Here is an 11,998-nt window from a genome sequence, read left to right as displayed (position 1 = left end):
GCTCCGCTAAACACGGGGGGTGCGCGGCGGACACGCCGACGTCACCGCAATGCCACGCCATTTTGCAGAACTTGACGCACACAACTCGGCAGCCGGCCGGCTCTCGATCATGTGCAGGCTGCGCCAGCGGCCGAAGCGATAATAGGCCGCGGCCAACACGAGCGAGGTTATAGAGCCAGCCGGAAAGCTCCACCACAGAGCTTCCTCGCCGATCACGCTTCGGAAGAAATAGGCGAAGCTGGTGCGCACCAGCAGCACCGAGATCACCAGGATGATCAGCGGCGGCATCACCGCGCCGGTGGCACGCACGGTGGCGAAGAGCACGATGGTGATGCCGAACAGGATGAAGGACCACGACGCGATCTTGTTGATGTGAGTGGCGATCTCGATTGCTGCACTGTCGCTGCCAAGGAAGAGGCTGAGCACCGCGCGATCGAATACGAACAGCAGCGCGACGAGCATGCCGGTGAGCACAAGGTTGAAGCCGACGCCGGAGGCGGCGATGCGTCCAATCCGGTCCCAGCGCCTGGCGCCGACATTTTGCGCCGCCATGGACGACACCGCGGCGCCGATGGCGAGCGCCGGCATCTGGATATAGGTCCAGAGCTGTGCGGCTATGCCGTAGGCAGCCGCGACCTGCGAGCCGTACGAGTTGACCATGCCCATCACCGTCAGCGCCGCGGCCGAAACGACGATCATCTGCAGGCCCATCGGCACGCCCTTGAAGACGACAATGCGCAGCAGCGCCGGGTCCGGCCGCAGCAGAACGAGATTGGCGCCGGCCAGCCGCAGCGGGTGCTTGCGCGCATAAAGCACGATCAGGATGGCAACCACGCTTACCGTCTGGCCGATCAGCGTCGACGCGGCCGAGCCGGCGATGCCGAGTTCGGGGAACGGGCCGATGCCGAGGATGAGCAACGGGTTCAAAACGACGTCGAGCACGACGGCCAGCGCCATGAACAGGAAAGGCGTGCGCGAATCGCCGGCGCCGCGTAGCACCGTCATGACGAAGGACAGCAGGTTCATCATCGGCACGGCGAGGAAGATGATGCGCAGATAGGAGCGCGCCAGCGGCAACGCATCGGCCGGCGTGCCGAGCGCATCGAGGATCGCATCGACCCAGATCCAGCCGCAGACCGCGAACACCACCGAGACGAGGAAGAAGAAGGTGGCGCTGGTTCCGACGATGCGCCGGGCTTCGGGCAGGTCACGAGCGCCGACGGATTGTGCGACCAGGATGGTCGCCGCCATGCCGATGCCGAAGACGGTGCCGAGGATGAGAAACAGCACGAGGTTGGCATTGGACGTGGCGGTCAGCGCCGCTTCACCGAGGAAACGGCCGACCCACACGGCATTTATCGAGCCGTTGAGCGACTGCAGCACATTGGAGCCGAGCACCGGCAGGGCAAACAGCAAAAGGGTGCGCGGGATAGGCCCACTGGTGAGGTCGCCGGTCTGCCGGCGCGGGGGCATGTTGTCGTCCATGGCAGGCAACTCGGCGAAGGCTTGTCTGAGTCCGCAATGATTGCCGATTTAACGGGAGAGGTCGATGCGGCGCTGTAAATTCCGCCTGGCGTGCCTTGATCTAAGCATTTCTCAAACCTTTCGGAATCGTATATTGATCCCGCACGCGTGGGGCCGCATTTTCCTGGATCTCATCGGTAAGCCGGGGGGCTCATGTCCGATATTCCGTTGTTTTTTGAGCGCCTGAACCGGCGCGCCTTTCTTGGTGCATCCGCTCTGGGCGCGGCCTCCGTGGCTCTTTCGTCGTGCACCACGACGGACGTGGCGGCGCCGCCGGTGCCCGCGGCACCAAGCGATCCGGCTCTCGGCGATGCCGCAAGCATGTATGCCGCGCGCATCGACGAGGGCTATCAACTGCCGGCAATTCCGGTAGCCAAGGTCGATCCGAAATTCGTGCGTCAAATCGTGGCCGACCCGACTGGAGAAAAACCCGGCACGATCGTCGTCGATACTTCCGAGCACTTCCTCTATCTGGTGCGCGACGGCGGCAAGGCAATTCGCTATGGCGTCAGCCTCGGCAAGGCCGGTTTCGGATGGACCGGCAGCGCCGTGGTTCAGGCGAGAAAGAAGTGGCCGGTCTGGACGCCGCCGCCGGAAATGATCCAACGCCGGCCGGAACTGGCGAAATACAAGGACGGCATGCCGCCCGGCCCGCAGAGCCCGCTTGGTGCCCGCGCGCTGTATTTCTTCCGTGACGGCAAGGACACGATGTACAGGCTGCACGGCACGCCGGAGTGGGATTCCATCGGGAAGAACGCTTCCTCCGGCTGTGTGCGCTTCATGAATCAGGACATTATCGACCTCTACAGCCGCGTCGATGGCGTCGTGCCGGTCTTCGTGCGCCCGAACCTGTCGGCCGCCGGGAAGATCGCCGCCGTGTCAAACAGGACGGCCGAGCCGATCGATGCAGGCGTGCCAAGGGACGCGGAGATGTTGAGGTAAGTGCCTTCGACTGGATCGTCAGTCGCAGGTTTTGCGATGCTTAGGACACCGTCTTTTCGCGGGCGAGCCGCAACTGAAGGGGCACGACCGTTCAATCGCGCCAGCTCAGGCGGACGCGTTCGGCGCCTCCGCCTGTATGGCTGCCGCTACTTCCCGGTGAGGCCTGGGAGCGTGACCTGATAGACCAGGAACATGGTGTCGACATCGGCGCCATCCTCGGCCTTGTAGGCCGCGCCGACCTGGAAGCCGTCCTGCGTGAGGAAGTCATTGTCATTGGCGACGAACAGGAAATAGTCGTCGGGCAGCTTTGGATCGAGGACGCTCACCACCGACATCGCCTCCCATTTCTCCGAAAGGTTGTTGCGGTCGTTGGGCGCGCCATTGTGCAACCCGAAGCGGCCGAGCTCGCTCTTGTCGTTGATGTCGATGAACGGCGTCAGCTTGGCCGGCGTCACCGATGGATCGAGCTCACCCTTGGGCGCCAGCGGCTTGTCCTTGTCGAACTCTGTGCCGGCGATGTCGGTTGCCGCCGACACATCGAGGACGCTGATCTCGCGATGGAGCGAGGTGTCGCCCTTCAGCCCCTGGCCGTTGCCGCTGTCGCGCGCCAGCATCAGGAAGGTCTTGTCCGACAGCGCCACGATTTCACTCTGCGCGGCGATCTTGGTTTTGCCCTTGGCATCGGTGAACACCGGCAGCGGCACGACATATTCATGCGCGAGCTTGAGCTGGCCGGGATCCGAGGCATCGTAGACCAGCACGCGCGTGTTCTGGCGCGTCGAGGCGGAATCGCCGCCATCCTGCCTTGGGGCCGACTGCAGCACGGCAATCAGGAACTTCCCGTCCGGCGTCAGCGCCATGCCTTCGAGGCCCTGGTTGTTCTGACGGCCGGTTTCGGGATCCTTCGGATCTGGGTCTGCCGCGCCAGGTCCCGGATTGTTGGAAGCAAAGTTTGGCGTCCCGTGACGCATCGGGACAAGCGCCGCCGGCGGCTGCGTTGCCGACATCAGACGCCCATCGGCGGAGAAGCGGTAGATGTTCGGACCGTATTCGTCCGAGATGAACATCGTGCCGTCGGGCAGCCGTGCGATCGCTTCGTTATCGAGCGCGAGCTTGCCGTTGGCTTCGGGCAGGATCGGCATGTCGTCGGTCGCGGCACGCACGCCGTTGAGCGGATCGAGCCCGGTTGCGTCGGCGCCCTTGTCGTCGGTCAAAAGCATGGTGTCGGCAAGCGTCGCCCTGAGGCCCGACTGTTCCTGGCCGGCGGCTGGCACTGCACCCGGCGTGATCGGAGCGAACTCGATGGCAATCGTGTTGAGGCGCGGCCGGTAGTCGGTAGTACCGACGACATTGTAGCCGCGATCCGGCAACAGCCACAACGAGCCCTTGTAGCCGTCGGCGCCATGCGTCCAGCCGGCAGCATCGATCGACATGCCTGAGCCGGAGCCAAACGTCTCGCCGAACTTGTCCTTCTGGCTGGCCGGGATGCGGCCGACGCCGACCAGGCCCTTGTTGACGAAGCTGACGCCGCCGACGGTCGCGGAGTTTTCTGCCAGGGCCGGAGTCAAGGCGGTGAACATCGCCAGCGCGACAGCGAGGGACGCGGTTCGGTGCAGGTTTTTCATGGATATCCTCTTTGAGACAAAGCTGCCGGGGCCCGAAAAAGCGCCGCGTCGCATCGAGGATGCCGCGAAAGCCTTCGGAGAAGCGATCTAGGACGCGAACATGATACTTGCGTGACAGTGCCGCGCTTGCTTTGACCCTTGTGGTCGCAACTGGCCTGGACATGCGAATCCGTCGCCGCCGAGAGTGCAATTAACAACTTTACAAATTATCGTTCTTATGTGAAGTTATGACGATGAAAGGCCACCGATGACAGTCTGTCGTTTCGCCACCCGCCTCAATTCCTTTGCCTCGCGGCCACAGGCCGAGTGGCCCGATCTTGTCGGCAAACCGTCCATGCTGCAAATGGCGGCACGTGCGGCGAAGGTTGCGGAGTTGACCGATCTCGACCTCAACTTTCCCGACCATGTCGATGAAAAGCCTGCGGAAATGGCGCGCAAACTCCGCGATCTCGGGCTTTCCATCAATGGTTTCGCCATGCGCTACTACTCCAACCCGGCCTTCAAGCTCGGCGCCTTCACCAATCCGGATCCGGCCGTTCGCCGCGAGGCCATCGACATGACCAAGGCCGGGATCGACGCCGCGCGCGAGGCTGGCGCCAGCCTGATGACGCTGTGGCTCGGGCAGGATGGCTTCGATTATGCTTTCCAGGCCGATTATGCGACGCTCTGGCAACACGAAATCGATGGAATTCGTGAAGTTGCGGCGCATGACCCCGATTGCCAGATCAGCCTTGAATACAAACCCAACGAGCCGCGCTCCTACAGCCTGATGCCCGATGCGGCGACGACGTTGCTGGCGATCCGCGAGATCGGCCTGCCCAATCTCGGCGTGACGCTCGATTTCGCCCATGTGCTCTACGCCGACGAGCAGCCGGCTTTCGCCGCTGCGCTCGTGGCACGGCACAGCAAGCTGCTCGGCGTGCACCTCAACGATGGCTATGCCAAGCGCGACGACGGCTTGATGGTCGGGGCCGTGCATACGCTGCAGACGATCGAGCTGCTGCGCCAGATCCGCCGCAACGGCTACGCCGGCGCCATCTACTTCGACACGTTTCCCGATATGACCGGGCTCGACCCGGTCCACGAATGCGAAGTCAACATCGCGACTGTCAAGCGCATGCTGCGCGTCGTCGATCGGCTGGACGGGGACAACCGCATGTTAGCCGCCGTCGACCGTCAGGACGCGATCGCGTCGCAAGCCATTATCCAGGAAGCCATGCTCGGCCCGGACAGCTGAGGCCCGGCCGCATATTCCGTTCAACAAGGGAGGAAGGACCATGAAATTTCTGCTTGCCACCGCTACCGCTGGCCTGATGGCGCTGTCCATCGGCTCGGTGTTTTCCGCAGACCTCGCGCCGCTCAATTCCGACACCGAGAAGGATCGCATCGACTGGTCGCAGCTCGAGGCCAAGTTCGGGGCCTTCCCCAAGCTGCCCGAGGGTACCAAGGCGGGTGCGGTCTCCAAGACGCTGACCAATGAATACTGGCGCTCGCTGGGAGAGGGCTACAAGTCGTTCGGCGACCGCACCGGCGTGCCCGTCGTCTACCAGGCGGCGCAGAGCGAGGGCGACCAGCTCGGCCAGCTCACCATCGCCGAAGGCCTGGTCACGCAAGGCTACAACGTGCTGCTCGTTTCGCCGCAGACCGACTCCAACCTGCAGCCGATCATGGAACAGGCCAAGGCAGCCAATGTGCCGGTGGTCAACGTCAACGACGCGGTCATCCCGCAGGCCGAGCACTATGTCGGCAATGTCCAGCGCGACAACGGCGTGCGCGTCGCCAAATGGTTCATCAAGAACCGGCCGGATGGCGGCAAGGTCGCCATCGTCGAAGGCCAGGCCGGCGTCTACGCCGCCGTCCAGCGCACCGACGGCTTCAAGACCACCATCACCGAAGCCGGCAAGTTCGACGTCGTCGCCAGCGTCCCCGGTAACTGGGATCGCCAGACCTCCTACGACGCGGCCACCAACATCCTGCAGCAGCACCCCGATCTGATCGGCTTCTATGCCAACAATGACGGCATGGCGCTGGGCATCGTCGAAGCGGTCAAGGCCGCCGGCCTAAAGGACAAGGTCGCCGTGTTCGGCACCGACGGGATTTCCGACGCCTACGCCTCGATCCGCGCCGGCGAGCTGACCGGCACCGTCGATTCGTTCCCGGTGCTGACCGGCGAGGTGGCGCTGGAATCGGCGCTGCGACTGGTGGCCGGGCAGAAGCTGCCGCGCGTCGTCGCCACGCCGCAGGCGCTGATCACCAAGGACAATGCCGACCGCTACTCCGGCGCCGGCGACGCCGTGCGCAAGGCGCTGCTCGAGGACGCGGCAGCGGGCCAGTAGAGCAGGGCCGGCGGGTGCCGGCCTTGGGTCGGCACCTTGCCTGGAGAACCGAAGCAATGTCAGTCATCTCCCGGCTGCAATTCGAGGGCATTTCCAAGGTGTTTCCGGCCGTGCGGGCGCTGAGCGATGTGTCCTTTTCGGTCGGCGCCGGCGAGATCCATGGCCTGCTCGGTGAAAACGGCGCCGGCAAATCGACGCTGCTGCGCATCCTGTCAGGCGTCTACCGGCCGACGGCGGGAAGCGTGCTGATCGACGGCAAACCGGTGACGCTGAACAACCCGGTCGCGGCGCGCGCCGCCGGCGTGGCGATGATCCATCAGGAATTACAGCAGGTGCCACGCCTCAGCGTCGCCCAGAACATGTTTCTCGGCCATCCGTTGACGCGCGGCGGCGTCTTCGTCGCACGGCGCGAGCAGGAAAGCCGCGCTGCGGAAGCCCTGGCCGCCATCGACCCGACCATCGATCCGGCAGCCCCGCTTGGCAGCCTGAAGGTGGCGCAGCGGCAGATCGTCGAGATCGCCCGGGCGCTGCTCGACCGCGCCAGGATCGTGGCGATGGACGAGCCGACGTCGAGCCTCACGCCGAGCGAGTTCGAACGGCTGGCGGAAGTCATTGCCGGTCTGGCACGCGACGGTGTCGCCGTCGTTTATGTCTCGCACAAGCTGGACGAGGTGTTCGGCATCTGCGAGCGCGCCACTGTCATGCGCGACGGCGTTGTGGTCGAAACCGTCGATCTCGCGCAGATGTCGGAAAAGGCCGTCGTTTCGATGATGGTCGGCCGCGAGCTTGCCCAGGAACAACACCGCTCGCATGCTTCCCCCGAGATCAGGCTGAGCGTGCGTGGCCTCGCCTCGGCAACCAAGGTCCGTGACGTTTCGTTCGACCTGCATCGCGGCGAGGTGTTGGGCATTGCCGGCCTGGTCGGGTCCGGCCGCACCGAACTGCTGCGGCTGCTGGCCGGCGCCGACCGGGCCTCATCAGGCGCAATAGAGATCGACGGCAAGGCGGTAAAGCTTTCCAGTCCGCGCGACGCGATCGCGGCCGGCATCGGCCTGGTGCCGGAGGAGCGCAAGCGCGAAGGCATCGTGCCGTTGCGGTCGATCTCCAGCAACATGGCGCTGGCCTCGATGGGCGTGTTCGCGCCGCGCGTCCTCATCGACCATCGCCGGCTGAAGCGCGTGACAGCCGAGAAGATGAAGCGGGTCAATCTCAGGCCGTTCCTGCTCGACCGGCCGATCCGCCTGTTCAGCGGCGGCAACCAGCAGAAAGCGATCATCGGCCGCTGGCTGGCGGCGGGAACGCGGATCCTTCTGTTCGACGAGCCGACGCGCGGCATCGATGTCGGCGCCAAGGCGGAGATCTACCACCTGATCGAGGAACTCGCCGCCGAAGGCCATTCGGTAATCGTCGTGTCGTCCGAACTCCCCGAGGTGATCCGGCTCGCCGACCGCGTGCTGGTCATGCGCGACGGCACGGTCGCCGCCGAACTGGGCCGCGCAAGTCTCAGCGAACAGGCGATCGCCGCGCACGCCATACCCCAAACGGAGATTGAGGCCGGCAAGGCGCAAGGCCGTCGGGCCGGTGCATAACGGACAGGACCAGCGGATGACCGATATAACCCAACACACAGCAGCGCGCCCAAGGGCAGATTTCCTGCACCGGTTTTCCGTGCGCGACGCCGGCACGCTGATCGGACTGGTGGTGATCCTCGCCGTCTTCGGTGCACTGGTCCCCGGCTTCTTTGCCGAGCGTAACCTGATCAACATCCTGCAGCAATCGAGCATCAATGCCTGCCTGGCGTTGGGCATGACGCTGGTCATCATCTCGGGCGGCATCGACCTGTCCGTCGGGCCGACGGCAGCCCTTTCGGCGGTCATCTCGGCCTCGATGCTGGTTGCCGGCGTGCCGTTTCCGCTGGCCATCGCCGCCGGCTTCGCCATCGGCCTCGCCTGCGGACTGCTCAACGGCGTGCTGGTTGCCTATGTCGGGCTGCAGCCCTTCATCGTCACGCTGGGAACGCTCAGCACCTACCGGGCGCTGGCGCTGATCTATACCGGCGGCAATCCGGTGCTCGGCCTGCCTGCCGGCTTCCGTGCCATCTTCAACGGCTCGCTGTTCGGATTGCCGTTGGCGGTCATCATCGTGGCCGTGGTCGCGCTGATTGCCTGGATCATCCTCAAGAAGACGCCGTTTGGCGAATATCTGCTCGCCGTCGGCGGCAATGAGGAGGCGGCCTACATAGCCGGCGTGCCGATCGCCCGCACCAAGATCGCCGCCTATATGATCTCGGGCCTGCTGGCAGCGCTTGCAGCGCAGATCCTGATCGGCCGGCTGGGTGCGGCCGAACCCATTCTCGGCAATCTCTGGGAGCTCGACGCCATAGCAGCGGCGGCGATCGGCGGTGCCTCGCTGATGGGCGGCAAGGGCAGCGTCGTCGGCACCATCCTGGGTGCCGTCATCCTTGGCAGCATGCGCAACGGCCTGACGCTGATGAACGTGCAGTCCTTCTATCAGCTCCTGGCAACTGGCCTTATAATCCTCGCCGCGATGCTTATCGATCGCGTGACGAGGGGACGTGGATGACCTTGACCGGGCTGGACCTGAAAGCGGTAGGACCGCGCATTCGCATGATGATGCCGCATCTGACGCCGCTCGAGGCGAAGGTGGTTGAAACCGTCTTCGGACGGCGCGGCTTCGACGAGACCATACCGCTCAAGCAGATCGCCGAGGAGGCCGGTGTGTCGGAGGCGATGGTGGTCAAGATCGCCAAGAAGCTCGGCTTCTCCGGCTATCGTGATTTCCGCACCGCGGTCTATGAATACAGCCGCCTGCCGACCGCCGAGATGCATCAGGAGCTGTCGGTGGACGACAGTTCGGCCGAGATCGTGCAGAAGGTGTTCCGCACCTCTATCCAGGCGCTGGAGGAGACGCTCGCCATCCTCGACATGGACGATTTCGACCGCGCCGCTGATCTTCTCTACCGCGCCAAGAACCGTGACTTCTATGGCGTTGGTGGCTCGGCGCAGATCGCGCGCGACGTCTCGCACAAATTCCTGCGCATCGGCATCCGCACGTCTGTCTACGATGATTCGCACATGATGCTGATGTCGGCCTCGCTGCTCGACACCGACGACATCGCGGTCGGCTTCTCGCATTCCGGCAACACCAGCGCCGTCATCGATGCCATCCATCTCGCCCGCAAGAGCGGCGCGCGCACGCTGGCCATCACCAACTACGACAACTCGCCGCTGGCCGCCGTCGCCGATATCGTGCTGTGCTCGACCGCGCAGGGCTCGCCGCTGATGGGCGAGAACGCGGCGGCGCGTATCGCCCAGCTCAACATTCTCGACGCGCTGTTCGTCGCGGTGGCGCAACGCGACTACCGGGCGGCGGAGCGTAATCTGGGCCGCACCATGTCGGCGGTGACGTCAAAGCGGAAAGACAAGGGCTCGTGAAAGTTTGGGGCTCGTGAAGGTTTGGGGCTGATGAAAGTTTGGGGCGCATGACAACCGCGCTGGTGACGGTGTTCGGCAGCCTGCATTACGACATCATGGTCGAGGCGCCTGACCGCCCGCGCAAGGGCGAAACCGTGACCGGCCATGCCTGGCAGCCGAAATGCGGCGGCAAGGGCGGGAACCAGGCTGTCTCGGCGGCACGGGCCGGCGTGCGCGCAGCGATGATCGGCGCGGTTGGCGATGACGATTTCGGCCGCGCGCTTCTCGACAATCTCGGCCGCTGCGGCGTCGACAGCCGCTTCGTACGGGTCGCGCCTGGCGCCGGCTCGGGCATGAGCGTGGCGATCTTCGACGACGGCGGCGACTATGGCGCGGTGATCGTCTCAGGCAGTAATCTCACCTTGGGTGAGAAGGACATCGCAGAGGCGGCAGAAATGATCGCGCACACTTCGGTGCTGCTGCTGCAGAACGAGGTGCCGGAACCCGCCAACATCGCTGCCGCGCGGGCGGTGAGGAGACATGGCGGCCGCGTCGTCCTCAATGCGGCACCCGCACGAAAACTGTCCGGCGAACTGATCGCACTCACCGATATCGTCATCGTCAATGCCATCGAGGCGGAGTTCCTGGCCGGCATTGCGGTCGTCGACACGCTCGAGGGTGCTGCGAAGGCGGCCGGCATGCTCGTCGGTTTCTATCCGGCTGCAATCGTCACGGCCGGCGGCGAGGGCGTTGCCTATTGCGACCGCGACGGCCAGGCATTCGCCTTGCCGGCGATGCCGGTGGAGGTGGTCAGCACCCACGGTGCCGGTGATGAATTCGTCGGCGCCTTTGCGGCGTGGCTTGCGCGTGGAGAGCCCGTCGAGGCGGCACTTGCCGCCGCCAATGCCGCCGCTGCCTCGCTGGTCGCAACGCCGGAGCGCGAGCGCGGGGGTCTTGATCAATCTGAGCCTGCTCAGTGACCGCCGCGATTCAATCGCTGTCGCGCGCGATCAGTTCCAGCGGCCAGACTTCACGGATGATGCGGGCGCCTTCGTCGCCGGCGTAAGCCGGGATCGATGCCAGCAGCATTTCGGCCAACCGCTCGCCCATCGGCTCAAGCGCCGGGCGGAAGCCGGTCAGCGCCGGCGAAAAATAGCGGCAGAGCGGGGTGTCGACGATGACGATCACCGCGATGTCGTGGCCGGGCTTGATGCCCGCCTCGGCCAAAGCCTTGCAGCCGCCAAGCGCCATCGCGTCGTTGTTGAAGATGATGGCGGTCGGCGGGTCCTTGGAGCGCATGACCTTCGGCGTCACCGCGTAGCCGCCGGCCTCGTTGATGAAGCCGTCGGCGATCAACTCGGGGTCGAATTCGATGCCGTGCCGCCGCAACGCCTTGCGATAGCCGGCGAGGAACAGATAGCCGAAATTGAGGTCGAGCGACGGGCGGATGGCGGCGATGCGGCGGTGACCGCGCGCGACGAGACGATCGACCGCGTCTGCTCCGGCTTTTTCGAAGTCGAGGTCGAGCGAGGGGTAGGCATCGCCGCCGGAGCGGCTGCGGCCGAGCGTCGCGAACGGGAAACCGGCCTGGGTCAAATAGTCGATGCGCTCGTCTTCGCGCCGCGTCCAGGCCAGCACCACGGCATCCGCCCTGCGGGTCTCGACGACACGGCGCAGGCGCTCCTGCTGATAGTCGCCCGGCGCGCCCATCACTACGATCAGGTCGAGGCCGCTTTCGGCGAGCTTGGCCTGCAACCCGGTCAGGAACGGAATGAAGAACGGCTCGCCATATTCCTGGTCGCCCGGATGAGGCTGCAGCATGAAGGCGATCGAATGGGTGGCGCCGCGCTGCAGGCTGCGGCCGGACTGGTTCGGCGAATAATTCAGCTTCTTGGCCGCATCGAGCACGCGCTGGCGTGTATCGGCATTGACGTCGGCGCGGCCGTTGAGCGCGCGCGACACCGTGCCGATCGAAATATTCAGGTGACGTGCAAGGTCGTGAATACTGGACGCCAAAGGACAGTTCTCCCCCTTGCTTGGCTAGCACCGGCTGCTCTCCGGGCCAAGCCGACGCCACGATTTTTCACAGCCGGCCGATTGACATTCTACGCCATCGGGTGTGTTCTCGTAAACGTTT

At 64.8% G+C, this 11,998-nt stretch carries 10 protein-coding genes; 7 read left to right on the top strand and 3 right to left on the bottom strand.

Annotated features, from left to right (window positions below; genetic code table 11):
• Nucleotides 1-6 precede the first annotated feature (6 nt).
• The gene (locus tag NKI58_RS17480) at nucleotides 7-1,485 is read right to left on the bottom strand and encodes an MATE family efflux transporter (protein ID WP_352786735.1); all 1,479 of its coding nucleotides are present in this window, start codon (nucleotides 1,483-1,485) and stop codon (nucleotides 7-9) included.
• Between the two features lie 192 nt (nucleotides 1,486-1,677).
• On the opposite strand from NKI58_RS17480, the gene NKI58_RS17475 reads away from it, so the two are divergent.
• Nucleotides 1,678-2,466, top strand: coding sequence for a L,D-transpeptidase (locus NKI58_RS17475; protein WP_352853567.1), 789 nt, complete (start codon nucleotides 1,678-1,680; stop codon nucleotides 2,464-2,466).
• A gap of 146 nt (nucleotides 2,467-2,612) precedes the next feature.
• On the opposite strand, the gene NKI58_RS17470 is transcribed toward NKI58_RS17475, so the two are convergent.
• A complete protein-coding gene (locus tag NKI58_RS17470) occupies nucleotides 2,613-4,091 on the bottom strand; it encodes an esterase-like activity of phytase family protein (protein WP_352786734.1) in 1,479 nt (492 codons plus the stop codon).
• Between the two features lie 247 nt (nucleotides 4,092-4,338).
• Here NKI58_RS17470 and NKI58_RS17465 point away from each other — a divergent pair, with 247 nt between their 5' ends.
• Genes NKI58_RS17465 through NKI58_RS17440 form a run of 6 tightly spaced genes read left to right on the top strand, consistent with a single transcriptional unit; the run spans nucleotide 4,339 to nucleotide 10,841 of the window.
• Nucleotides 4,339-5,328, top strand: a complete 990-nt coding sequence (locus NKI58_RS17465) for a sugar phosphate isomerase/epimerase family protein (protein WP_023676734.1) — start codon at nucleotides 4,339-4,341, stop codon at nucleotides 5,326-5,328.
• Between the two features lie 40 nt (nucleotides 5,329-5,368).
• Nucleotides 5,369-6,427, top strand: coding sequence for a sugar ABC transporter substrate-binding protein (locus NKI58_RS17460; RefSeq protein WP_352456545.1), 1,059 nt, complete (start codon nucleotides 5,369-5,371; stop codon nucleotides 6,425-6,427).
• 56 nt (nucleotides 6,428-6,483) lie between these two features.
• Nucleotides 6,484-8,016, top strand: coding sequence for a sugar ABC transporter ATP-binding protein (locus tag NKI58_RS17455; RefSeq protein ID WP_352622703.1), 1,533 nt, complete (start codon nucleotides 6,484-6,486; stop codon nucleotides 8,014-8,016).
• Between the two features lie 16 nt (nucleotides 8,017-8,032).
• A complete protein-coding gene (locus NKI58_RS17450; protein ID WP_352456543.1) occupies nucleotides 8,033-9,010 on the top strand; it encodes an ABC transporter permease in 978 nt (325 codons plus the stop codon).
• Nucleotides 9,007-9,882, top strand: coding sequence for a MurR/RpiR family transcriptional regulator (locus NKI58_RS17445; RefSeq protein ID WP_352786733.1), 876 nt, complete (start codon nucleotides 9,007-9,009; stop codon nucleotides 9,880-9,882). The genes NKI58_RS17450 and NKI58_RS17445 overlap by 4 nt, the downstream gene beginning before the upstream one ends.
• 47 nt (nucleotides 9,883-9,929) lie before the next feature.
• Nucleotides 9,930-10,841, top strand: a complete 912-nt coding sequence (locus tag NKI58_RS17440) for a ribokinase (protein ID WP_352647409.1) — start codon at nucleotides 9,930-9,932, stop codon at nucleotides 10,839-10,841.
• 10 nt (nucleotides 10,842-10,851) lie between these two features.
• Here the strand turns inward: NKI58_RS17440 and NKI58_RS17435 are convergent, their stop codons facing one another.
• Complete coding sequence (locus tag NKI58_RS17435) at nucleotides 10,852-11,877, bottom strand: LacI family DNA-binding transcriptional regulator (protein WP_352622711.1); 1,026 nt, start codon at nucleotides 11,875-11,877, stop codon at nucleotides 10,852-10,854.
• Nucleotides 11,878-11,998 lie beyond the last annotated feature (121 nt).

Origin of the sequence: Mesorhizobium sp. M0522 (genome assembly GCF_040321085.1) — a bacterium.
GTDB lineage: Bacteria > Pseudomonadota > Alphaproteobacteria > Rhizobiales > Rhizobiaceae > Mesorhizobium.
Note: the sequence above shows the minus strand (reverse complement) of the source record. Positions and strands in the feature narration are given on the sequence as shown.

Coding starts and splice junctions, on each gene's coding strand:
- NKI58_RS17470 (WP_352786734.1), bottom strand. CDS start 4,091: ATGAAAAACCTGCACCGAACCGCGTCCCTCGCTGTCGCGCTGGCGATG.
- NKI58_RS17465 (WP_023676734.1), top strand. CDS start 4,339: ATGACAGTCTGTCGTTTCGCCACCCGCCTCAATTCCTTTGCCTCGCGG.
- NKI58_RS17445 (WP_352786733.1), top strand. CDS start 9,007: ATGACCTTGACCGGGCTGGACCTGAAAGCGGTAGGACCGCGCATTCGC.
- NKI58_RS17455 (WP_352622703.1), top strand. CDS start 6,484: ATGTCAGTCATCTCCCGGCTGCAATTCGAGGGCATTTCCAAGGTGTTT.
- NKI58_RS17460 (WP_352456545.1), top strand. CDS start 5,369: ATGAAATTTCTGCTTGCCACCGCTACCGCTGGCCTGATGGCGCTGTCC.
- NKI58_RS17450 (WP_352456543.1), top strand. CDS start 8,033: ATGACCGATATAACCCAACACACAGCAGCGCGCCCAAGGGCAGATTTC.
- NKI58_RS17475 (WP_352853567.1), top strand. CDS start 1,678: ATGTCCGATATTCCGTTGTTTTTTGAGCGCCTGAACCGGCGCGCCTTT.
- NKI58_RS17480 (WP_352786735.1), bottom strand. CDS start 1,485: ATGGACGACAACATGCCCCCGCGCCGGCAGACCGGCGACCTCACCAGT.
- NKI58_RS17440 (WP_352647409.1), top strand. CDS start 9,930: ATGACAACCGCGCTGGTGACGGTGTTCGGCAGCCTGCATTACGACATC.